The 23,498-nt window shown below is 67.4% G+C and carries 21 protein-coding genes; 17 read left to right on the top strand and 4 right to left on the bottom strand.

Translation table 11 applies throughout. From position 1 onward, the window contains the following. Positions 1-4: 4 nt before the first annotated feature. Positions 5-772, top strand: coding sequence for an SRPBCC family protein (locus tag ASH02_RS13585; protein WP_057294907.1), 768 nt, complete (start codon positions 5-7; stop codon positions 770-772). Positions 773-1,267: 495 nt separating this feature from the next. On the opposite strand, the gene ASH02_RS13580 is transcribed toward ASH02_RS13585, so the two are convergent. From ASH02_RS13580 to ASH02_RS13570, 3 genes are all read right to left on the bottom strand, one after another. After that, a complete protein-coding gene (locus ASH02_RS13580; RefSeq protein WP_082620890.1) occupies positions 1,268-2,416 on the bottom strand; it encodes an HAD family hydrolase in 1,149 nt (382 codons plus the stop codon). Then, positions 2,416-3,609, bottom strand: coding sequence for a helix-turn-helix domain-containing protein (locus ASH02_RS13575; RefSeq protein ID WP_057294905.1), 1,194 nt, complete (start codon positions 3,607-3,609; stop codon positions 2,416-2,418). The genes ASH02_RS13580 and ASH02_RS13575 overlap by 1 nt, the downstream gene beginning before the upstream one ends. 147 nt (positions 3,610-3,756) lie before the next feature. After that, positions 3,757-5,031, bottom strand: coding sequence for a helix-turn-helix domain-containing protein (locus ASH02_RS13570; protein ID WP_082620889.1), 1,275 nt, complete (start codon positions 5,029-5,031; stop codon positions 3,757-3,759). Positions 5,032-5,397: 366 nt separating this feature from the next. Here ASH02_RS13570 and ASH02_RS13565 point away from each other — a divergent pair, with 366 nt between their 5' ends. Then, positions 5,398-6,138, top strand: a complete 741-nt coding sequence (locus ASH02_RS13565) for a hypothetical protein (RefSeq protein ID WP_156388522.1) — start codon at positions 5,398-5,400, stop codon at positions 6,136-6,138. A 61-nt stretch (positions 6,139-6,199) separates the two neighbouring features. Continuing rightward, positions 6,200-6,844, top strand: a complete 645-nt coding sequence (locus ASH02_RS13560) for a hypothetical protein (protein WP_056685541.1) — start codon at positions 6,200-6,202, stop codon at positions 6,842-6,844. A 263-nt stretch (positions 6,845-7,107) separates the two neighbouring features. Here ASH02_RS13560 and ASH02_RS26110 read toward each other — a convergent pair whose 3' ends face one another. Then, entirely contained in the window at positions 7,108-7,251 is a 144-nt protein-coding gene (locus ASH02_RS26110; protein ID WP_156388521.1) for a hypothetical protein, read from the bottom strand. Positions 7,252-7,446: 195 nt separating this feature from the next. Between ASH02_RS26110 and ASH02_RS13555 the strand changes: the two genes are divergently transcribed. The 14 genes from ASH02_RS13555 to ASH02_RS13490 all read left to right on the top strand — a co-directional run bounded on the left by ASH02_RS13555 (position 7,447) and on the right by ASH02_RS13490 (position 23,498). Then, positions 7,447-8,451, top strand: coding sequence for a hypothetical protein (locus ASH02_RS13555; RefSeq protein WP_056685545.1), 1,005 nt, complete (start codon positions 7,447-7,449; stop codon positions 8,449-8,451). Positions 8,452-8,584: 133 nt separating this feature from the next. After that, a complete protein-coding gene (locus ASH02_RS13550) occupies positions 8,585-9,727 on the top strand; it encodes a hypothetical protein (protein ID WP_156393712.1) in 1,143 nt (380 codons plus the stop codon). Between the two features lie 150 nt (positions 9,728-9,877). Then, positions 9,878-11,098: a lytic murein transglycosylase gene (locus tag ASH02_RS13545; protein ID WP_162262589.1), complete on the top strand. Its 1,221-nt coding sequence runs from the start codon at positions 9,878-9,880 to the stop codon at positions 11,096-11,098. 96 nt (positions 11,099-11,194) lie between these two features. Further along, on the top strand, positions 11,195-12,457 hold the full coding sequence (locus ASH02_RS13540) for an ATP-binding protein (RefSeq protein WP_056681908.1): 1,263 nt from the start codon (positions 11,195-11,197) through the stop codon (positions 12,455-12,457). A gap of 335 nt (positions 12,458-12,792) precedes the next feature. Then, positions 12,793-14,580, top strand: coding sequence for an ABC transporter permease (locus ASH02_RS27550; protein ID WP_442938404.1), 1,788 nt, complete (start codon positions 12,793-12,795; stop codon positions 14,578-14,580). Between the two features lies 1 nt (position 14,581). Then, positions 14,582-15,436: an MlaE family ABC transporter permease gene (locus tag ASH02_RS13530; RefSeq protein ID WP_082563818.1), complete on the top strand. Its 855-nt coding sequence runs from the start codon at positions 14,582-14,584 to the stop codon at positions 15,434-15,436. Further along, positions 15,433-16,725 (top strand): MCE family protein, encoded by a 1,293-nt coding sequence (locus ASH02_RS13525; protein ID WP_057294902.1) that lies wholly within the window; start codon positions 15,433-15,435, stop codon positions 16,723-16,725. The genes ASH02_RS13530 and ASH02_RS13525 overlap by 4 nt, the downstream gene beginning before the upstream one ends. Then, positions 16,722-17,729, top strand: coding sequence for an MCE family protein (locus tag ASH02_RS13520; protein ID WP_056681903.1), 1,008 nt, complete (start codon positions 16,722-16,724; stop codon positions 17,727-17,729). The genes ASH02_RS13525 and ASH02_RS13520 overlap by 4 nt, the downstream gene beginning before the upstream one ends. After that, complete coding sequence (locus ASH02_RS13515) at positions 17,729-18,745, top strand: MCE family protein (RefSeq protein WP_235529951.1); 1,017 nt, start codon at positions 17,729-17,731, stop codon at positions 18,743-18,745. Before ASH02_RS13520 ends, ASH02_RS13515 begins: the two co-directional genes overlap by 1 nt. Further along, on the top strand, positions 18,742-19,782 hold the full coding sequence (locus ASH02_RS13510; RefSeq protein WP_057294901.1) for an MCE family protein: 1,041 nt from the start codon (positions 18,742-18,744) through the stop codon (positions 19,780-19,782). The genes ASH02_RS13515 and ASH02_RS13510 overlap by 4 nt, the downstream gene beginning before the upstream one ends. Then, a complete protein-coding gene (locus tag ASH02_RS13505) occupies positions 19,779-21,122 on the top strand; it encodes an MCE family protein (RefSeq protein WP_057294900.1) in 1,344 nt (447 codons plus the stop codon). Before ASH02_RS13510 ends, ASH02_RS13505 begins: the two co-directional genes overlap by 4 nt. Beyond that, a complete protein-coding gene (locus ASH02_RS13500; RefSeq protein WP_057294899.1) occupies positions 21,122-22,249 on the top strand; it encodes an MlaD family protein in 1,128 nt (375 codons plus the stop codon). Before ASH02_RS13505 ends, ASH02_RS13500 begins: the two co-directional genes overlap by 1 nt. A 29-nt stretch (positions 22,250-22,278) precedes the next feature. Then, positions 22,279-22,896: a nuclear transport factor 2 family protein gene (locus tag ASH02_RS13495; protein ID WP_057294898.1), complete on the top strand. Its 618-nt coding sequence runs from the start codon at positions 22,279-22,281 to the stop codon at positions 22,894-22,896. Further along, positions 22,893-23,498, top strand: coding sequence for a hypothetical protein (locus tag ASH02_RS13490; protein ID WP_057294897.1), 606 nt, complete (start codon positions 22,893-22,895; stop codon positions 23,496-23,498). Before ASH02_RS13495 ends, ASH02_RS13490 begins: the two co-directional genes overlap by 4 nt.

Genomic DNA, 23,498 nt, shown 5'->3' with positions numbered 1-23,498 from the left:
GCCCGTGCAGCTGACCCACGAGTTCACCGTGCCCGCCTCGCGCGCCGAGACCTGGGCCGCCTTCAACGACATCGAGTCGGTGGCCGGATGCTTTCCGGGCGCCACGGTCACGTCCTTCGAGGGCGACACGTTCACCGGCAGCTGCAAGGTGAAGCTGGGCCCGATCGCCCTTGTCTACAACGGATCCGGCTCGTTCACCGAGAAGGACGAGTCCGCCGGCGTCATGAAGATCAAGGCGATGGGCAAGGACAAGCGCGGCAACGGCACCGCCGGCGCCGACGTCGTGGCCACCATGAGCGAAGCCGGCCCCGGCGAAACCCGGGTCGAGGTGGTCACCGACCTCAACATCACCGGCAAGCCCGCCCAGTTCGGCCGCGGTGTCATCCAGGACATCAGCGACAAGCTGCTGGGCCAGTTCGTCGACTGCCTGAAGACGAAGGTCGGCGGCACGCCCGAGCCCGACGCGGACTCCGAACCGGCCTCGGTGCCGACGGGTGCTGCGGCGGTCTCCGCACCCGGCGGCGACCCGGACGCTGGTCCGGCGTCGTCGCCCGCCGCGGAGAGCTCGGCCGCGCCCGCCCCACAGGCGAGTACGCCGTCGCGCCACAAGGCCGAGTCCTCCGGATCCTCGGGCTCCTCCGGCTCGGACGACGCACTCGACCTCGGTGCGACCGTGCTGCCGATCCTGCTCAAGACCTACGGCAAGCAGTTGGCTGCCGCCCTCGGCGTACTCGCCCTGGTCGTCTGGATCACCCGCCGCCGCTGCTGCTGAACGAGCGCCCTTCGAGACGGCTCGTCCCTCGCCTCCTCGGAACCCATCTCGAGACCACGCCGTGAGATGAACGCCCGCGGGCCGGCCGGGTGGAGTGGGGTAGGCGGGCCCGCGAGCGTTCCTTGGCCGGTCAGGCATCAGGTATGCGGGCTGATGCGGACCGTGGGCGCCGCCAGTTCTTGGGAGGGAGAGGCGGCCCGTGACAACGATTGAGCCAGTACGACGACCGCACGGCAAGGGCAAACGTCCAACGCACTGACAAACAACCTCAAACTTGGCACCTACGTGACAAGAAATGCCGTCCCGCCTTTCGTTGGCCGAGTGGCGAGCGTCGACCCGCGGAGCCTTCGCGGTGTGGTCTCGATACACCGCCTCGTCCCTCGGCGGCACTCGACCACCGAAGGTCCCTCGGCGGCACTCGCACAGCGGAGCTTTCGTTGGTCGAGCAGCGAGCGCCAGCGAGCGTATCGAGACTGGACCACCAGTTCGATCAGGTCAGAGCTTGGCGGCAGCCCGCAGGCGCAGGGAGTTCCCGACGACCAGCAGGGCCGCCACGACGCCGAACACCAACCCCAGCAGGGGACTGAGCACACCGAGCCCGGCGCCGACGAGTCCGACAACAGGCGTGACGAGACCGATGACCCGGTTGGTGCGGATCACCGACAGGGCAGTCCGCGAGAGAGACAACGCGCCGGCCACCGCGTCGACCGCCAGCGTGTCGAGCCTGATCGACGACGGGCCGGGCGCTGGCCCTGAGCACACGGCCAGGTCGGCAACCTCCAACGCGTCGGCATTCGCAGGGGACGGCCCGACCATCGCGACCACCTGACCCGCCTCCTGGAGCTCGGTCACCACGCGAGCCCGCTTCTCGGGCGCGACCTCGGCATGCAGCACGTCGATGCCGACGGCAACACCCAGTCGTTCGGTGTTGTGGCTGGTGCCGTCGGAGACAAGCACCGGCGCGAGGCCGAGTGTGCGCAGTCGGTCGACGGAGGCCAGGGCGTCCTCGCGGACCACGTCGTCGACGGTGATGTGGCCCAGTGCCCGGGCGTCCACCTCGACGGCGACGGTGGTGCCGTCCCCGCCGACGTGGTCGAGCCCGATCCAGTCGGGGCGTCCGACCCGCACCGGGTGCCGGTCGACGGATCCGCTGATCCCGAACCCGGGGGTCTGCACGACGTCGGTGAGGTGTCCGCGTCCGGCGAGCTTGGCGATGGCACGTCCGACCGGGTCCTCGGCGGAGTGCTCGAGGGCGCCGGCGAACCACCGCAGGTTGCGGTCGTGGTCGGGCTCGACCGGGTCGACGGAGACGACGGCGAGCTCGTCCGCGGTGATCGTGCCGCTCTTGTCGAGCACGATCACCGTGATCCGTTGGGCCGTGTGCAGCGCCGGCTCGGTGAGGCGCAGCCCGACAGCGGCCCCGCGTCGTACAGCGAGGCGCAGCGGCAGCCACGCCGACAACAGGTAGCCCAGCGGGAACGCCGCCAGCAACGCGGAGGTGGCGACCCGCATGCCAGCGGAGGCGTCGTCCAGGACGGTCCACGCGAGGCCGAGGGCCACCACAGCCGCACAGACGATCGGCAGTACGGCGACCGTCGGAAGGCCCGAAGACACAGAAGAAGAGCGGCGATTCAGAGAGGTCATCACTCCTCCTCGTCCGCGCGGAAGCGTTCGAAGTCGCTCTGGTCGCCCGCCTTCCAGAGCGGGACGCTGGCCTTGAGCAACATGGTCATCGTGGTCACGAAATCCGGGTCGTGGAGGTCTTCGCCGAACAGCTCGTTGATGCGCTTCCACCGGTAGCGAACCGTCTGCGGGTGCACGCCCAGTTTGGCAGCGATGGCGGGAGCGCTGTCTCGTGTCTCAAGCCAGACCAGCAGGGTCTCGGAGAGGATCTCGCGCGAGTTGGGGGTCTCGGCCAGCAGTGGCGGCAGCAGCTCCTGGCACAGCTGTTGACGCAGCGTCGGCTCGGCGTGCAGCCAGAGCTGGGTGCGGTGGTCCTCGCAGCGGATCACCCGCTCCGAGGGGATCACGCCGCGGAGTGCGAGGCGCACCGCGCGCGTCGCCCAGCGGTAGGCGCTGCGAGCCTCGGTGATCGCGACCGGCCAGGAGATCGCGATCGCCTTGACCAGTGGTTCCTTGTCGAGCCGGGTCAGCACCTCGTCGCTGCGATCCTGCGCGGTGACCAGCACCCGCCCCGTGGGGTCGGAGCCGACCAGGCACCACGGGGTCAGATCGTCGAGGGAGAGCGCGTCGGCGTTGCGCTGGGTCTGGACGCTGAGCACGACGACCTCGTTGGGCAGCTCCCAACCGGCCAGTGAGGCCTGGTGCTCGAGCTCGGCAGTGCCGTCGCCACGGAGCAGGCCCTCCAGGAGCCGCGAGGTGGTGACTCCCTGGTCGCGGTCGAGCGCCTTCAGTGCGCCGACGTGGCCGAGCCGGGCCTGTTCGGCGAGGTGGTCGATGTGGGCGAAGAGCGCGTCGCCGAGGTTGGCCAGCGCCGCCGCCGAGAGCCGGTTCTCGATCGCGAAGGAGCGGAGGTACTCCCACGACTCCTGCGTGGCGAGGCGGAAGGCGGTCTGCATGGCCTCGAGCGGATGCCCGTCCATGGCCTCGCCGTGGCCCATCCGCCGGAAGAGCTCGTCGGCGCGACGGCCCGTCATCGTCGGGTTCTCGAGGTTCTCCAGGAACTCGTTGATCGCGCTCGACACCGCGAACTCGATCAGCTGGTGCCGCCGTCCGGTGGTCGACTGGCCGTAGCGGTCGATCTGTCCGTGGATGGTCGCCACGATCTCGGAGACCAGCGACGGCATCATCGGCCGGAACAAGCGCGCCAGCTGCACCGCTGAGATCGTGACTGGCTGACCCGGGTCAACCCCCGTCATTGCATGCTCCCCGCCCCCGGTCGTGGCGCCCTCCAGTGACGTCGTCCCGACGGTTCGTCGGGCGATGGGCGCTGCGCACATGCCTACCGTGTCCGGTGGTGGCGGTCAACGGCGACGAACGCTCTGCACCAGTACCGCCGTACGACGACGTCCGTCGTCCGGCTCGCGCAGCCAGCGTGGCGTCATCGACTCCAGCGCCGTCAACAGGCCGACCGTCTCCGCCGGATCGTCGAGGCGATCGCCGAACAGGTGCTTGATGTGCTTGAGACGCGAGCGCACGGTCTGTTCGTGCACCTTCAGGAGGCGAGCCACAGCGGGTGCGGTGTGCCCGGTCTGCAGCCAGACCAGCATCGTCTCGGCCAGGGCCGCGCGTCGTTTCGGGGTCTCGGCCAGCAGTGGCGCCAACACCTGTTCATCGGCGCAGCGGCGCAGCACGGGGTCGGCATGCAGGCACAGCTCGGCCTGGTGGGCCTCACACCAGACGACGCCGTCGCCGGGCGCATCGATGATCCGATCGGCGACGAGCTTCAGGGTCTGGAGTCCCCAGCGCAGGGCATGTGCTGACGCGTCCGGCTCGACTCCCCAGCTGATCGCGACCGGGCCGTGGGAGGTGGCGATGACGCGGGCCTGCTGCTCCACGTCGTCGGGTGCACCGAGCAGCACGAGTGCGCCGTCGTACGTCCCGACCAGTACGGCGCCACACGGTGCGGTGAATGCTGCAGGGGAAGGGTCGCCCGCCACCGCGACCGCGACGAGGTCGGGGATCGTCCAGCCCACTCGCTGCGCGAGGGCGCGTACGTCGGCGTCGTCCGCACCGGTGGCCAGCGCCGTCAACAGCCGGAGTCGTACGTCGGGCGTGCGCCGAGGTGCGCCGAACCCGAGGAGCGCGTGCTCGAGGAGCTGTCGTTGGTAGTCGAACAACGCGTGCATGAGGTGGTCGACCGCGACCAGCGGAAGGTCGAGTTCACGGGCCAGAGTGCGGAGGTCATCCCACGACTCCTGGGTGGCTATCTGGTGGGCCGCCCGCATCGCGTCGAGGTCGTGACCGGCCTCTGCCTCCAAACTCCCGAGTCGCCGGTAGGCCGCGGCCACGGAGGCGCCACGCACGGGGGCGCCGGCGAGAGCGTCGACGAACAGGGTCACGGCGGAGTCGATTGCCTCGGTGATGAGGTCGCGGAGGCGCGGATCGCGGAAGCCCACGACGTCGCAGCTGATGCGTTCGGCGATGCGGCGGGTGAGCTCGACAGCGCGAGGGCGGTAGATCGCCACCATCTCCGGCGTGATCGAGGGAGGTGGCGCCGCGATGGTCAGGCGCGGCGCTCGTGCCTGGGGCAGGCGACCTCCGACTCGCTGTGTGGGGCTCGGCGTTGGCAGCGACATCACTTCTCCTCCCGCACGACGGACCACGCGCTCCTGGGAGCGAGGGGCACCGTCAAATGGTTCTCCCGAGCACAGTGAATGCGTCGGCGGCGCACACGTAAAGGGTTGTCGGGCACGTGGAGCGAACTTGGTCGGGAGACTTGTCACGCACGTGACAAGTTCTTCTCCCCCAATGCGTGATCGGCCAGCCCCGGGCGACGCAGAAACTGTCACCTTTCTGACAGTTTCCGGCCCAGTTCGGAGCCAATGTCGGCGCCGGGGTTGTCGCCGTGAGCGCGGATCCACCTGAATGGCGATGTCATCGCGAGTGTGGCCTTGGTCCGCAGAAGGCCGGCATCGCGTCAGTCTCGAACCACAGGGGAATCCGTGAAATCTCAGTTGGCGCCACGACGGCGCTCTCGCCTCGCGATGGCAGCCGCCGCCGTCCTGTCCATGCTGCTCGTTGCGGCCGCGCCGTCCGCGCAGGCCGAGGACGAGAATCCCACCCTGAGCGTCATCTACGACGCGGTCGGCTCCACTCACGTCGGCGCGCAGGTCGACGCAGACCTGGCTCTCGGGCCCACCGAGATCAAGGTCGTGATGGATCTGGTGACGGCACAGATCGTCGATGGAACGTTGACGATCCCCAGCAAGGTGATGAACTTCGACATCTTCGGGATCCCGTCGCGGGCAAGGGTCACAATGACCCAGGTAGGCCCGGTCACGGGCACGTTGACCAAGCTGCCCTCGCCTCGCCAAGCGCTGAGCCTGGACACGCAGGTCAAGTACGACATCAGGCTCAGCAACGTCGAGGCAAAGGTGTTCGGCGTCTGGTGGCCGCTGGCCGTGGGCAGCAACTGCCACACGATCAACCCGGCCACGATCAATGCCAAGAGCCCGATCAGCAACACCACACCGCCGACCGGCTACTTCACCATCAATGCAGGTGGCCCGCTCGTGGCCAACTACACGATCGGCAACTTCACCGGCTGTACGCCGCTGAACTTCTTCGACATCCCCGGCTTCTTCCCGTGGTTCGGGTCGGTGCCGATCAACGCGCTGGTTCCTGGCAGCAACAACACGCTTGAGCTGAACCTCAGCAACCCGCGCAACGGCGACGGCCTCTAGCCCCACGCCTCACCTCACGAATCTGCACAGCCCGGCAACATCCAACCCAAGGAGAAAACAGATGATGAAGCGCAACAAGCTGGCCACAGGCCTGGTCGCAACCTCCGCTGTCGGAGCAGCTGTCCTCGCGATGTCCGGCCCGGCGCACGCACTGGCAACCAACTACACGCCGACCAGCAGCAACTCCGGCGCGGCCGTGACCTTCACGGGCACCAACGTGAGCTTCACGGACATCCCGGCAAGCCAGACGCTGACCTGCACCACCTTCAACCTCACTGGCACGGTCACCAACAACGGCGTCAGCAGGCTCATGGGTGCCGAGGCCGGCAGCCTCGGATCCCTGACCTCCAGCGGGTGCACGAACCCGATCGCTGGCGCCACGACGGTCACGCCCACCGGCACCTGGAAGGTGAAGATCACTGGCGACGAGGTGAGTGGCGTCTCCCCTGCAACGCTGTACGACGTGAACGCGGACGTGACCGCAGCAGGGTGCACCTTCGACGTGGCTGGTTCAGTGGACGGCACGTTCAACGAGACCAACCAGCGGTTCACCCCCACGGCGTACGCCACGGACCCGAACATCGAGCTCGAGATCTCCAGCACCCCGGTGGGCTCGACCTGCCTTCTGCTCGACGTCCAGCTCGGTGACCCGATCGACGTCGGCGGTTACTGGACGACCAGCGGGTTGACCATCACCAACCCGTGACGACAACGGCCTGATCCGAAGCCGGTGGTGCAGGTCGCATGACGCGACCTGCACCACCGGCTTCTCGTGTGGGTGACAACCACAGGGAATCCGTGAAGAAGCCAACCCGAGGGCAGCTGCGTTGATCGCGTTCGCACGGCGTCGTCGGCCTTCTTTGCCTGACTTCAGTTCCTCCGGGCCCGACGACCGACGGAGGCCTCGGGTTCGTGGACGAAGGCTGGGGACCCGACAGCGATTGCGAACCCGTGACCGACCAGAACTTGTCACGTCGGTGACAACTTCCGGCGCTGCACAGAGATCGGCTCTGCCAACGAGTAGCGCGCGTCATCTGGATCACCTTCACTGGTGCCAGCACCACTATCGACACTGGACCTGAACTGCATCATCGGAATGGTGATGTGCTTCATCCGCCCCATTCGAGGCCAGGAGGGCCACAGACCGTGCGAACCCCGTTCATGCTCTTACGCAGAACAAGGCGATACCACCGCACGGCTGCTCTGACATGCGTCGCACTCCTCGGTGCCTTGACGTTTCCCTCGAGTGCGGCACCCGCCGATGAGTCACACGAAGCTGCAACCCCGGCACAGGCCGAAGCCACTGTCATGAGCGGGCTGCCAGGTTCGGAGGACCTTCCTCAAGAGAAGATCGCCTTGACCCAGGGCCTCGTCACGTTGACACAGACGGCCGCCGCTCGGGCGTCCAAGATGTTCATCACGATTGGTCCTGACTCACCAATCTGGGGCGGCCTCTACCAAGGCTTGTACAACACTCCGATCGAGAACCCGGTGTCGTTTCTGGCAATGTGCACCCGTGGTCGGGCGTGTGTCGACAACCCGTTCGATCAACCCGACTGCGCCGACCCATCTGTTCCCACCAGCATGAATCGGGGCAGTTTCTTGCGCGTGGCGATCTACGCGCTTTCGCCTCTCACGTCCGGGGGAGTGGACGCTGGGCTCGTGGCCCGGGTGCCCGTCAACCTGGTCGCCTTCGGCTCGATCCCGGCGACCGCGACGTTGACCTTGCGGCAGCCCAAGCTGAACGGCAAGCTCCGTCCCTTCACCGCGAACATATGGGATACGAACAGCCCTTTGAACAAGGGCTGCGATCCGAATTTCACCACTCGGACGTCAACCATAGTCGAGGGGAAACTTGAGGTGACGCTCAGTGACTTGACGGTGGACGGGGTGCCAGTCGACCTCGGGAAATCGTGCCGAACCGAGAGCCTTGTCGACCTGCGGATGTGGAATGAGGGTGCCTACACACCTGGCGGTGGAGGAACTCTGGCCGCCTACGACGGTCTTCATGGTCCTTCGCTGGGCCCACTGAACTCGCCCTACCACCAGGAACTCGACGGCCAACAGATTCCAGCGTCCACGGGGATTACGATTCCACCGTTCACGGGTTGCGGCGTCGGTGGCGAGGATCTGAGCCCGATAGTCAGCGCCATGGCGTCTGGACCCAACAACCCCGTCCGCGCGGTCCAGAGCCCGATGGCTTCATTTGACGAACTGCCCCTGGACGACCTCGGCACCTGCAGCAACGTGTGCCCCAAGGATGTGATTCCGGACGTTCCGGCCAACCCTCCGCTTCCGGAGGGCGACGAGTGATGTCGGGGCGGCGAACCACATGAGTGAGATGACAACACCTGCGTGAACCACGGCCGCGATCGCTGCAGACCGCAGCGACGTGCGGTCCCGCTCAGCATCTGACCAACTATCCACCTGCTCCCGGGAGCTGTCCATGCGCCTACCTCGCCCACGAATCGGGTCACGTGCTCGCCGTACGGTCGTTGCTGTCGTTGTCCTGGTCGGCAGCGTCCTGGTGCTACCCAGCGGTGCCGTCCAGAGCGACGAGCCCAACCGCACCGAAGGGCAGGCGGCAGCTGATGACCTGCCGACGGGTGAGGGGTATGTCCTTGCGGGGGTGGTGTCGTCGACCCAGGGGGCGGTCTCGCGCCGGTCCAAGACCTACATCACCCTCGGACCGGACAACCCGATCATCGGGATCCTCCGTTATGCGCGCTTCAACGATCCGATCGAGAATCCCACGCGTTACAGCGCGCGCGTGGCAAACGTCGACTGGCCCTTTGGCCCCGTGCCCTGCGCGACGGTGCCGGTCGATCAATACAAGAAGACCCGGATCGACCTCTCAGACCTCACCGTGGTCACCATCACAGACGACGGCAAGCCCAAGGAGGTCGGTGCTCTGCCCGACACCACGGTCAGACTCGTGGCGTTCGGGTCCATCCCCGCCACGGCAACGCTGAGCATGAAGATGGTCCGCGAGAACGGGGCGATTCAGCCGTGGACGGTGGCGACGTGGGTGACGGGCGCGACCAACTTCCCCGGCTGTGACGGTCCGACGGCGAACAGCTATTTTCGAACGTTGATCGCAGGGCAGGTGCAGATCAGCCTCAGTGACCTGGTGGTCGACGGCGTCCCGGTCGACCTCGGTCCCTCGTGCCGGGCCGCGCACCCAGCCGATGTGTGGCTCTGGGGCGTCAAGCCGTACATACCTCTGCAGGGCGGGTCCCTGGGGCAGTATGAAGGCGTCGTCGACCGCAACGGAGACCCGCTGCGCGGGTCCACCGGCCCGCTCGACTCTCCCTACTACCAGGAGCTGAACGGAAAGAGCATTCCCGATCCGCGTGGTGTCGACATCCCTCCCTTCATCGGCTGCGGCTCGGGCGGTGACGACCTCAGCCCGCTGGTGACCGCCATGGCATCCGGCCCCAACAACCCCGTTCGCGTGAACCAGGGTGGTCCGATGTTCACGCCCTATGACCCCGACGACCTCCTCAAGTGCGACTCGCCCAGTCGCTGCCCGCTGCCCGCCCCGGCCGCGCCGGAGATGCCGCCGCTGCCGGACGGGGAGACGCCGTGAACCTCGTGCCCGGCCAAGTCCAGAACTTGTCACGCCGGTGACAACTTCTTGCGTCTGGTGAAAGTACGTCTTGCCAAGGTGTGGCACTCCTCTCCGCGAGCACCTTGACTCATGGTCACCACCTCCGACACCACCTCTGGGGAACAGCGCATGCATCTCGGTATTCGGCGACGTCCGCTCTCGACCCGCGCGCGTGCTGCGGCCATCGCGCTGTCGTGCGTGATTGCCGGAGCGTCCGGTGTCGCTGGCGCCGCGGTGCTGATCTCCGACGGTGACCAACCTCAGAAGTCGTCGCAGTCGCCGCCGACCGATGGCGTCGCGGTGCTCCCGGCGGCGCTCGAGGCGGCCCGCGTTGATGGCGCCGAGGTGCAGGCCAATGCGCACGTACGCCGAGAGGCCGTCGGCGTCCCGAGGTCCTACCCCGGCTCGATCGCCAAGGCCCCGGAGGTCGCGGTGGCGGCGTACCAGCGCGCGAGTGCCGTCATGAACGCCGCGTCGTCGTGCCAACTCGACTGGCTCACTCTGGCGGCCATCGGTCGCGTCGAGTCCAACCACTCCCGCGGGGCGAAGCTCGAGCACCGGCTCACCAAGGCAGGCGTCGCCAGGCCGGCCATCGTCGGTCACGTGCTCAACGGCCGACGCGGGCTGGGCACCTTCGCCGACACCGACGCCGGCACCCTCGACCGCAACCAGCGTTGGGACGCGCCCGTCGGCGCCCTCGCCCTGATGCCGACCACCTGGAGCACCGTGGCGGTCGACGCCGACGGCGACCAGCGGCGCAACCCGCAAGACATCGACGACGCCGCCCTCGGGGCCGCGGTGTTCCTGTGTGCCGACGGCCGCAAGCTCAAGAAGCCGGCCCAGCTGCGCGTCGCGCTCGCGACGTACCACCGGGCGCAGCGCTTCGTGAGCACGGTGCTGGCGCTGCAGAAGCGCTACGAGAAGCAGGCCTCGAAGGTGCCCGACTACACCCCGCCCGGCGGCGTACGGATCCCTGACGACATGCCGGCCCTGTGTGCCTGCGACACTCCTGCGGCCCGCACGGCAGAGAAGTCCGACGACCACAAGCCCGGGCGCGAGCAGGGGAGTGACAACAAGGACGGCGACGGCACGACCCGTCCCGCCGGGCCCGTAAAGCCGTCCGACCCCGCGACGGATCCGGGCACGCCCAGCGACCCGCCCACGTCCACGGATCCGGAGCCTCCCACCGAGTGCCCGTCGCCCACGGACCCGGAGACACCCACGGACCCGCCATCCGACCCGCCCTCGACGGACTGCCCCACCGATCCGCCGACCACGGATCCGCCGACCACGGATCCGCCGACCGAGTCGCCCACCGAGCCCGCTCCGGAGACCACGAGCACCAGCTAGGCCGTCGCGGTCTCGTTGCGAGCAGATCCACAGTTTGTAGCCTGAAACCCCCATATTCTGTAGCCTGAGTTGGCCTCAAACTGTAGCGTGGTTCGCATGGCATACCTACCTCGAGTCATCGACGGGCCACTGAAGAACAGGTTGGCGAGTGCCGGTGCCGTCCTGATCGAGGGACCCAAGGCCTGCGGCAAGACGCAGACCGCGAAACGGGTCTGCGCGAGCGAGGTGCTCCTTGACGTCGACCTCGGTGCGCGAGAAGCGCTTGCCGTGGATCCCGCAATCATCCTGAGTGGAACTGCTCCGAGGCTCGTCGACGAGTGGCAACTCGGCGGCTCGCTGCTGTGGAACAAAGTGCGTCGTGAAGTTGACGACAGGCAGTTACCTGGGCAATTCGTCCTCACTGGATCCGCGACTCCTCGCGACGACGTGACTCGTCACTCCGGCGCTGGTCGGATAAGTCGCCTCCGCATGCGCCCGATGAGCTTGTTCGAGATGGGCCTGTCGACCGAAGAGGTGTCCGTGGGAGCCCTGATGTCAGGCGAGATGACGCCGTGCAGCGATCCCGGAATCTCCATCCACAAACTCTTGGAGTTGCTCGTCGTCGGTGGATGGCCGATCAATCTGGGGCGGTCGGTCGACGCGGCCGCCCAGAGCAACATCGACTACCTCGCGAATGCCCGAGAGGTGGACGTGCCATCGGTCGCAGGCGCTTCCCGAGACCCGGCACGCCTCGGTCGGCTCATCGAGTCGCTCGCACGCAACACCGCGACGGAGGTGAAGATCTCGGTGCTCGCCCGTGACACCACGGGAGGTGATGGGCGCGAGACGCCGCTCGCCCGCACAACGATCTATGACTACCTCTCGGCGCTCGAGCGTCTGATGCTCATCGAAGACGTTCCGGCGTGGTCGCCGCACTTGCGGTCGAGGGCCACATTGCGGAAGGAGTCGAAGCGTCACTTCGCAGATCCGTCGCTCGCAGTGGCCGCGCTCGCCGCCAGTCCGGAGAGGCTGATGGCGGATCTGAACTTTGCCGGCTTCATCTTCGAGTCGATGGTGATCAGAGACCTTCGAGCATTGACGGCACCGCTGGGGGCGACGATTTCTCACTACCGGGACTCCAACGGAGTCGAGGCAGATCTGATCGTGCAACTGCCCGACGGGCGATGGGGCGCCTTCGAGGTCAAGCTGGGTCCGGAACGCGTCGATGAAGCCGCGGCGTCGCTGAGTCGGTTCGCCGCCTCGATCGACAGTCAGAGGAGTGGCGCGCCCACCGTGCTCGGGGTCATCACGAACGGCACATATGGCTATCGCCGACCGGATGGCATCGCAGTGGTTCCCGTGGGAGCCTTGGCTCCGTGACGAAGAGGGTGATGCGAGAGTTGCAGTTCGTACCACTTCGGTGCCGCTAGGCGTACGAACTGCAACTCTCGAGGACCGTCGGGCTGTCACCCGCGCGCGGTCGCGGCCGACCCTCTGCTCGGCGTACGCGCGTGCCCAGCAGGTCGCCGCCACCCGTTCTTGTCACCCGCGTGACAACTTCTCCAGCCATTCGCTGCCAGTCGGGTCCAGGTGCTTGCGTATGAGCCACGCCACACAGCAGGGTCTGTCGTGGCGGGGGACCCACGGTCGTTTCCGCCCACCTGAAGCCGCCGACACCGGCGTGCGCCGACAAAGCGATGAGCAGGGGAACCACCATGGGCGGACTGATCGAGGTCACCGGACTCACCAAGAGCTTCGGTCGCCAGAACATCTGGCACGACGTCACCCTCACCCTTCCGCCCGGTGAGATCACGGCACTGCTCGGACCGTCGGGCACGGGCAAGTCGGTCTTCCTCAAGTCGGTGATGGGCCTGATCGAACCCGAAGAGGGCCAGATCCTGGTCAATGGCGTCGACATGGTCACCGCCAAGGAGTCGAAGCGGCTGGCGTTGCGCAAGAAGTTCGGCGTGCTCTTCCAGGACGGCGCGCTCTTCGGCTCGATGAACGTCTACGACAACGTGGCCTTTCCACTGCGGGAGCACACCCGCAAGTCGGAGTCCGAGATCCGCGAGATCGTGCTCACCAACCTCGATCTCGTCGGCCTCGCCGGCACCGAGAAGAAGCTCCCCGGCGAGATCTCCGGCGGCATGAAGAAGCGCGCCGGGCTGGCCCGGGCCATGGTCACCGACCCCGAGATCATCCTGATCGACGAGCCCGACTCGGGTCTCGACCCGGTGCGCACCTCCAACCTGGCCCAGCTGCTGGTCGAGGTGAACACCGCCACCGACGCGACCATGCTCGTGGTCACCCACAACATCGAGCTGGCCCGTACCCTGCCCGACAACCTCGGCATGCTCTATCGCCGCGAGCTGGTCATGTTCGGCCCGCGCGAGGACTTCCTGATGACCGACCACCCGGTCGTCTCGCAGTTCATGACCGGCGACCCGCAGGGCCCGATCGGCATGAGCGAAGAGACCGACCACCGCACCAACGACCCCGACTCCTACGAGCCGGCGATGTCGGGTGGGCCTGCGGGTCCCGACGGTGGCACCGCGGTGATGATGCGCGGCGGCGGCGCCCGCGCCATCGAGGTGCTGCCCCGCCAGCTGACTCCGGTCTCCGGGGCGCCGCGTGCGGCCGGGCTGCGGCACCGCGAACGCGTGAACTCCGGGGCGGCGCAGCTCTACACCGCCGACGACGAGGAGAAGGACCGAGCGCGGCCCATCCGCCGTCCCAGTCTTCCGACCCGTGCGCTGAACTCCACGGGTGACCTCTTCGCCCTGGCCCTCGACACGGTCAGCTTCAGCTTCAGGCGCCCCTTCGCGTTGAAGGAGGTGATCGAGCAGTTCTGGTTCGTCGTCTCCGTGTCGTGGATCCCGGCCCTGCTGGTCGCGATCCCGTTCGGCGCGGTCATCGCACTCCAGCTCGGCACCCTCACCGTGCAGATCGGTGCGCAGTCGTTCACCGGCGCGGCCAGCGTGCTGGCCGTCGTACAACAGGCGGCGCCGATCGTGACCACGCTCGTCATCGCCGGGGCAGGTGGTGCCGCGATCTGCGCGGAGCTCGGCGCCCGCACCATCAGGGATGAGATCGACGCGATGCGGGTCATCGGCATCTCGCCCGTGCAACGCCTGGTCGTGCCACGGGTGCTCGCCTGCATGGGCGCCGCCGTGCTGCTCAACGGGCTCGTCTCCGTGGTCGGCGTGCTCGGTGGCTACTTCTTCAACGTCATCGTGCAGGGGGGCACCCCGGGCGCCTACCTCTCCAGCTTCACCGCGCTCGCCCAGATCGAGGACCTGTACGTCGGAGAGCTCAAGGCGGTCATCTTCGGCTTCCTGGCCGGCGTCATCGCCTGCTACCGCGGGCTCAACACCGCGCCCGGCCCGAAGGGCGTCGGCGACTCGGTCAACCAGTCCGTCGTGATCACGTTCCTGTTGCTGTTCTTCGTGAACTTCGTGGTCACCACGCTGTATCTGCAGCTCTTCCCCGGAAAGGGCGCCTGAGATGGCACAACACACCGCGACGCGGGGCAAGGTGCGGGAGCCGCGCTGGTTCGACAGGATCCTGAAGCCGATCGCCAACGCTGGCGCCGACCTGCGCTTCCACGGCGCGGTGATGGCGTGGATCCCGGCCACCCTCAAGCGCTACCCCCGCGACATCCTGCGGCTGCTCTCCGAGGTGAGCTTCGGCTCCGGTGCACTGGCCGTCATCGGCGGCACGATCGGCGTGATGCTCGGCATGACGCTCTTCGTCGGCACCGTGGTCGGCATGCAGGGCTACGCCGCCCTCGACCAGATCGGCACCTCGACCCTCAACGGCTTCATCTCGGCCTACTTCAACACCCGCGAGATCGCCCCGCTGGTCGCGGCCCTAGCGCTGTCGGCCACCGTCGGCTCCGGCTTCACGGCCCAGCTCGGCGCCATGCAGATCAACGAAGAGGTCGACGCCCTCACCGTGATGGCAGTGCCGAGCGTGCCCTACCTGGTCACCACCCGGGTGATCGCCGGCTTCATCGCGATCATCCCGCTCTACATGATCGGCCTGCTCACGTCGTACGCCGGATCACGGCTGATCACGGTCTACTTCTACGGGCAGTCGGCCGGCACCTACGACCACTACTTCCACCTGTTCCTGCCCCCGATCGACATCCTGCTGTCGTTCGTGAAGGTGCTGATCTTCTCGGTGCTGATCATCCTGATCCACTGCCGCCTCGGCTTCACCGCCCAGGGCGGACCTGCCGGGGTGGGCATGGCCGTCGGCACCGCCGTACGCCGCAGCATCGTCACCGTTGCCGTCCTCGACCTCGTGCTGTCGTTGGCGATGTGGGGCACGACGACCACCGTGAGGATCGCCGGATGAAGCGCCCCTACAAGCTCACCGACGTGGGCCTCGGCCTCGGCTCCCTGGCGCTCGCGCTGCTGCTCTGCGTGGTCGCACTGATGGTCTACAACAAGGCCTTCACCGACACCGTCGACGTCAAGCTCGAGGCCGGCGCGGTCGGCAACGCGTTGCAGGAGGGCTCCGACGTCAAGGTGCACGGCGTGCCCGTCGGCCGGGTCTCCTCGGTGGAGGCCACCGACAGTGGCGCGACGCTGACCCTCTCGCTCGACCCCGACACCGCCAAGACGCTGTCGAGCGACACGTTGGCCCGGCTGCTGCCCAAGACCCTCTTCGGCGAGCGGTACGTCGTCCTGATGCCGGCCGCCGGCGCACCGGGTGACGGACTCTCCAACGGTGACGTCATCGAGCAGGACAAGTCGCAGGAGGCGGTCGAGCTCGAGAAGCTCTTCGACAAGCTGCTGCCGCTGCTGCAGACCCTGCAGCCCGACAAGCTCTCGGCCTCGCTCGGCGAGCTCTCCGCGATGCTGGCCGGGCAGGGTGAGGCGATCGGCGACTCCATGACGCAGTGGGGCGCCTACCTCGAGAAGCTCAACCCGCTGGTGCCGCAGATGACGCAGGACTTCGCCCGGCTGGCCACGGTCGCCGACGGCTACAACGACGCGTTCCCCGACCTGCTCGACGCGCTGAACACGATGACGGTGACCTCGAAGACGCTGGTCGACCAGCAGACCCAGCTCAGCGACGTCTACACCAACGTGATCACGGCGGCCAACGCGAGCAACGGATTCCTCGACCAGAACAAGGACACCATCGAGATCCTCTCCGACAAGTCGCGTGCCGCCCTGGGCGCCGTACGCCCGTATGCCTCGCAGTTCCCCTGCATGTTCCGCGCGGTGCGCAACTTCATCCCCAAGATGGACAAGGTGCTCGGCAAGGGCACCGACGAGCCGGGCCTGCACGTGCGGCTCAACATCGAGCCCTCGCGGGGTAAGTACCTCGCCGGCAAGGACGCCCCGACGTTCTCGACCGGTGGCAAGGCGCGCTGCCCCTACATCACCGGCGACACCACGAGGCCGCGGGCCAGTGGTGAGCCCGATGCGATCTCGGCACCGCCCGGCATCGCACCGGCACAGCTGTCGGTCTCGCCGAGTGCGCGGGGACTCGGCGAGGCCAACTCCCCGGCGGAGAACCAGCTCATCGCCGAGCTGATGGCGCCCACGCAGGGGCTCGCACCCGAGGACTACCCCGACTGGGCCAGCCTGCTGCTCGGCCCGGCCCTGCGGAACACGAAGGTGGTTCTCCAATGACCAGCACGATCATCAAGAGCCTGGTGTTCACCATCGTCACCGTGCTCGCGACCGCGATCCTGGCCTCCACGATTCGCAACGACTCCGGTGGCAGCTCGCGGGAGTACAGCGCGATGTTCGAGGACGCGACCAGTCTCAACAAGGGCGACGACATCCGCATCGCCGGTGTCAAGATCGGCACGGTCTCCGACGTCGAGGTGGCCGACAAGCGGCTGGCGAAGGTGACCTTCACGGTCAGCGACGACGTCGACCTGACCGAGGGCACCACAGCGCAGCTGCGGTTCCGCAATGTGGTCGGCCAGCGCTACATCGCGCTCGAGCTGCCCACGAAGCCGGGCAAGAAGCTGAGCGAGGGCCACACGTTCTCCACCGACGCCACCGAGCCGGCGCTCGACCTGACCATGCTGTTCAACGGCTTCCGCCCCTTGTTCAAGCTGCTGAACCCCGAGGACGTCAACAACCTGAGCAACCAGATCATCGCGGTCTTCCAGGGTGAGGGCGCCACGGTCGACGGGCTGCTGTCGAGCACGGCCAGCCTGACCTCGACGATCGCCGAGAAGGACGCCGTGATCGGCGACCTGATCACCAACCTCAACAACGTGCTGACCACGCTCAACGACCCGTCCGGCCAGCTCGACACCACGATCACCACGCTCCAGCAGCTGGTCAGCGGCCTGGCCGGCGACCGGGTCACGATCGGCAACACCCTCGACGGGCTGGGCGACCTGACCACCAGCGTCGCCGGACTGCTCGACGAGGGCCGCAAGCCGCTGAAGGGTGCGATCTCCGCGCTGGGCGACCTGTCGGAGAACCTCGACGACTCGGCGCCGGTGATCGACAAGTTCCTCCAGACCCTGCCGACCAAGCTCGACCGGATCGGACGCGCGGCCAGCTACGGCTCGTGGGTCAACTTCTACCTCTGCTCCATCGAAGGACGCATCCCGATGCCCGAGGGCTACTACGGGGACCTCGGAGCCCAGCCGATCGCCGGAAGGTGCCGATGATGACGCGCTATCGCACAGCGTTCGCCGAACGCAACAAGGTGGTCCTGGCCCTGGTCGGCATCACCGCCATGGTCCTGGTCTTCCTCTGCGCGTTCTACGCCGAGGCCCTTCCCGGCCTGCGCGGCAAGACCTACACCGCCCAGTTCGCCGAGGCCGGCGGCATCCGCCCCGGCAACGAGGTGCGCGTCGCCGGGGTGAAGGTCGGCGAGGTCACCGACGTCTCGCTCGACGGCAAGGTGGTCGAGGTCGAGTTCCGGGTCAAGGACGTCGACCTCGGCAGCGAGAGCACCGCCTCGATCAAGGTCAAGACGATGCTCGGCCAGAAGTTCCTCTCGATCGACCCGCTCGGCAGCGGTGAGCTCGACGAGCCGATCCCGGTCGAGCGAACCACCGTGCCGTACGACGTCAACGCGGCGTTCTCCGACCTCTCCACGACCGTCGACGAGATCGACACCGCGCAGCTCGAGAAGAGCTTCCAGGTGCTCAGCGACACGTTCCGCAACACCCCGCAGTCGGTGCGCTCGATCGTCACCGGGCTGACCGACCTGTCGCGCACCCTGTCGAGCCGCGACGCCGAGCTGGCCGGGCTGATGCAGTCGGCCAGCAGTGTCACCGGCACGCTGGCCGACCGCAACGCCGAGTTCGCCAAGATCATCACCGACGGCAGCGCGTTGCTCGGTGAGCTCGAGACCCGCCGCCAGACCGTCAAGGACCTCCTCACCGGCACCACAGCACTGGGCACCCAGCTGCGCGGCCTGGTCAAGGACAACGAGAAGACGCTCAGCCCCGCGCTGGCCAAGCTCGACAAGGTCTCCGAGATCCTCAACCGCAACCAGCAGAACCTCGAGGCAGCCATGTCCAGACTCGGTCCCTACTACCGGGTGCTCGCCTCCGCGACCGGCAGCGGCCGCTGGATCGACAGCTACATCTGCGGGCTCTTCGACGCCTCGCAGGCACCCCTGCTCGACAACGACGTCGAACGCAACTGTTCGCCGGCCAAGGGAGGCGGACGATGAAGCTCGTCAAGCGGATCGCGGTCATCGTGATCGCCCTGGCACTGGTCACGGCCGCGATCGTGGTCGGCGCCAAGGCCTGGTTCAAGCCCGAGCCCACCAAGGTCGAGGCACTCTTCGAGTCGACCGTCGGGCTCTACCCCGGCTCCGACGTACAGATCCTCGGCGTACCCGTCGGCCACGTCACCGCGGTCGACCCCGAGGGCGACCTCGTGCGGGTCAGCATGGAGATCGACGAGGACCAGGAGGTCGGCGCCGACACCGCCGCCGTGATCGTCGCCCCGACCCTGGTCAGCGACCGCTTCGTGCAGCTCACCGAACCGTACGACGGGGGCGCCAAGCTCGCGTCCGGCGACGAGATCCCGCGCGAGCGCACGGCGGTGCCGGTCGAGATCGACGACCTCTACAAGTCGCTCAACGACGTCGGGAAGAAGCTCGGTCCCGAGGGAGCCAACAAGGACGGTGCGCTCGCCGACCTGCTCGAGGTAGCCGCAGCCAACCTCGACGGGCAGGGCACCAACCTCAACACGATGATCAGCGAGTTCAGCAAGGCGACCGCCACGTTGAGCAAGACCGACACCGACTTCTTCTCGACCGTCACCAACCTGGAGAAGTTCAACGACATGCTGGTCGCCAATGACCGCACCGTCGGCAACGTCAACCAGCAGTTCGCGGCAGTCACCGACTACCTCGCCGACGACCGCGACGACCTCACCACGGCGGTCACCAACCTGGGCGACGCACTGGTGATCCTCGACGACTTCATCCGCGACAACCGCGGCAACCTGAAGTCGTCGGTCAGCCAGCTGGTCGGCCCGACCAAGGTGTTGGTCAATCAGAAGAAGTCGCTCGAGGAGTCGGTGCGCCTGATCCCGCTGGTGCTGCAGAACTACCTCAAGGCCTACGACCCGAAGTCCAACACGCTGCAGGGTCGCGGCAACCTCAACGAGCTGACGCTGTGGTCGAAGAACGGCCTCGACAGCCGGACGTCCTCCGACGCGCCGCCGAACCTGCTGCCCGGAGTGGGGGAGACCCGATGAAGCGTCTTGCCCTCGGCTCCCTGGCCGCCTCCTCGGTGTTGCTGTTCGCCGGCTGCTCCGGCATCAGCGGCGGCGCCTACGACATGCCGCTGCCCGGCGGCGCCGACGTCGGCGACGACCCGATCAAGATCAGCGCCGACTTCGAGGACGCCCTCGACCTGGTGCCGCAGTCGAGCGTCAAGGTCGACAACGTCGCCGTCGGACGCGTCTCGGAGATCACCCTCAACGACGACGGCCACAGCGCCCACGTCGAGCTGGTGGTCAACAGCGACGTCGACCTGCCCGCCGGCACGCAGGCCCGCCTCTCGCAGACCTCGCTGCTCGGTGAGAAGTACGTCGCCCTCGTACGGCCGGCCGCCTCCACATCCGGCCCCTCTGGCTCCTTGAGTGACGGCGACAACCTCGGTCTGGCCGCCACCTCGCAGGCCGCGGAGGTCGAGCAGGTGCTCGGTGCCCTGTCGATGGTGCTCAACGGCGGCGGCATCGACAAGTTCCAGCAGATCTCGCGCGAGCTGCAGAAGATCTCCACCGGCCGAGCCGGCGAGATCAAGGCGTTCCTGGGCCAGATGCAGACCTTCGTCACCGGGCTCGACGACCGCAAGGAGTCGATCACCGCGGCCATCGACGGACTCGCCAGGCTGTCGGAGACCCTCGACGGCGACAAGGAGAAGATCACCAACGCGCTCAACGAGCTGAGCCCCGGCATGCAGGTGATCGTCGACCAGCGCAAGCAGCTGGTGGCGATGCTCAGCTCGCTCGACACGCTCTCCAACGTCACCGTCGAGACGCTGAACGCCGCCCAGGACGACATCGTCGCCGACCTGCAGAGCCTCGAGCCGATCCTGGCCCAGCTCGCCAAGTCGGGCTCCGACCTGCCGGAGTCGCTGCAGATGCTGCTCACCTACCCGTTCCCGGACTCGGTGCTGGGCGCGATCAAGGGTGACTTCCTCAACGTGTTCATCACGACCAACTTCCGCACCCTGCCGGCCGGTTGCGACGCGATCGGGTGCGTGTGGCCGCAGGTGTCGGGCACCGCACCGGCGACCCGCACGTCGCCGGGGCTGAACACGAACGCACCACCGACCCTGCTGGAGCCGACCAACTCGCCGGCACCGGGCATCCCGACACCGACGATGACGGTGCCGACGCCCTCGGCAGACCCGACTGACCCGTCGTCCGACCCGTCGCCGTCGTCCGACCCGTCGTCCTCGGACCCGACCACGTCGTCCGACCCCTCGCCGTCCGACCCCTCGCCGTCCGACCCCTCGCCGTCCGACCCGACGGACTCGTCGTCCCCACAGGCGGACTCGTCCCTCGCACCCCGAGAGGGTGATCAGTGATGTTGACCGCACGGATGAAGATCCAGGTGCTGGCGTTCGTGATCATCGCGTTGGTGGCCACGACCTACCTGAGCGCCCGGTACGTCGGACTCGACCCGTTCAAGTCGTCGTACAACGTGACCGTGGCGCTGCCCCAGGCCGGCGGCATCTTCGAGAACGGTGAGGTCACCTACCGCGGCGTACCCGTCGGCCGGATCGAGTCGCTCAAGGTCACCGACGACGGCATGGAGGCGACGCTGCGGATCAACAAGGACGCGCCCGACATCCCGGCCGACGTGAAGGTGCAGGTGTCGAACCGTTCCGCGATCGGCGAGCAGTACATCAACCTCAGCTCCGAGACGACCGACGGCCCGAAGCTCGAGAGCGGCGACCGCATCGTCGGCACCGACGCGTCCCTGCCGCCGTCGATCGACGAGCTGCTGCGCACCGGCTACGAGTTCGTGAACTCGGTGCCTAAGGACGCACTCACCACGGTGATCGACGAGACCTACAACTTCTCCAAGGGCGCCAACCGAAACCTGCCGCGGCTGGTGCAGACCTCGAAGGACTTCGCCGAGAGCGCGGATCGCAACTTCCTGGTCACCAAGGGGTTGATCGAGAACTCCACGATCGTGCTGAAGACCCAGGAGGAGTCGGCGGCGTCGATCAAGGCGTTCAGCCGCAACCTCCGCCTGATCGCCGGCGGGCTGAAGGACGCCGACAAGCCGCTGCGTGACCTGATCGGCGCCACCCCGGCCGCCTCGCAGGAGATCGGCAAGCTCTTCAACGAGGTCGGCGGCCCGATCGGTGCGCTGATGGCCAACCTGGTCTCGACCGCGCAGATCTTCGGCGTCAACGCGTCCGGTGTCGAGGATGCGTTGATCAGGATGCCCGAGGCGTTCAGCGTCGGTTACGCCATCACCAAGTCCAGTGGCATGGAGATGGGACTCGTGCAGACCTACTTCGACCCGCTGCCCTGCACCACGGGGTACGGCGACACGACGGTGCGCCCCGGCCTCGACACGTCAGGTGGCAAGAAGTTCAACACCAACGCGGGTTGCACGCTCGCACCGAGCAGCGGGGCCAACGTGCGCGGACCGACGAGCGTGCGTGTTCCTTCCACTCTGGCCGAACTCATGGGGGAATGATGGCCTTGTCCACAACGGAGGGGGAGCGCGTGACCGCGCCCGACGAAGACAGAGAAGACTCGACGGCACCGGTGGCTTCTGCTGCCGACTCGGCGTCGCCGGTGTCGTCGTCAAAGGACTCCGGTGCCGAGCCGCTGGCCGGCAAGGCGTTCTGGTTCCAGGTCGGTGCACTGCTGCTCGCGACCGTCGTACTCGGCACAGGGCTCTTCGCCTGGTGGCACAGCAGCAACGAGGAACCGGCGTCCACCCTGGGCGACAGCCGCGACGCAGCGCTCATCGCGGCCAAGCACGACATCGAGGTGATGAACACCCTCGACTACCGCGACATCGACGGGAGCGTCGCGGCGTGGCAGGAGGTCACCACCGGGTTGCTCTACGACCAGACGGTGAACCTGACCGACGAGCAGCGCCAGCTGTTGAAGGAGCAGAAGGCGATCTCGACCGCCAAGGTCGTCGACGCCGCGGTCGTGGACATCACGCCCACCACGGCGACCGTGATCGCCTCGCTCGAGCTGACCGTGATCGACGACAAGGACCCCGACGCGCAGGCACCACCGAAGCGCAACCGCTACACGGCCGATCTGGCCAAGGTCGACGGTGAATGGAAGCTGGAGAACCTGCAGCAGGTGGCGGTGGATCTCTCATGAGTGACGGGAAGAACGAAGCAACCGAGACCACTTTCAAAGCACCGACCGAGACCTCAGTGGACACGTCGGCCGGGGCCTCGATGCCGGGCGAATGGCAGCGACTGCTCCGCCGCAACGCGCTGTACGTCGTGGCCGTGGTGTTCCTGCTGGTCGGAGCGTTCGGCTGGCTGGCGAGCCTCGACTCCGAGGAGGAGGCGCCATCCGCCGACAACCACGCGCTGACTGACAAGGCCGCGACCAGCGAGGTCTCGACCGAGGTGTCGCGGGCGCTGACCGGAGTGCTCAGCTATGACTACGCCGACCCGTCGGTCTCGCAGAAGATTGTCGACAACGTGCTCACCGGTGACGCGCGCAAGGAGTACGACGTACTCCTGAAGAACCTCCAGGAGAAGGCGCCCGGGCAGAAGCTGGTGCTCACCGCCCAGGTGCAGGCCGCTGCGGTCAAGGAGCTCAACGACGACAGGGCCACGCTGCTGGTCTTCCTCGACCAGACCAGCAAGCGGGTCGACGACAAGGAGGCCAGCATCTCCGCCGCACAGCTGTCCATCGAGGCGCGCAAGGTCGACGGCGCCTGGACCATCACCCAGCTCCGCCCACTGTGA

This window comes from Nocardioides sp. Soil796 (genome assembly GCF_001429525.1).
GTDB lineage: Bacteria > Actinomycetota > Actinomycetes > Propionibacteriales > Nocardioidaceae > Nocardioides.
Note: the sequence above shows the minus strand (reverse complement) of the source record. Positions and strands in the feature narration are given on the sequence as shown.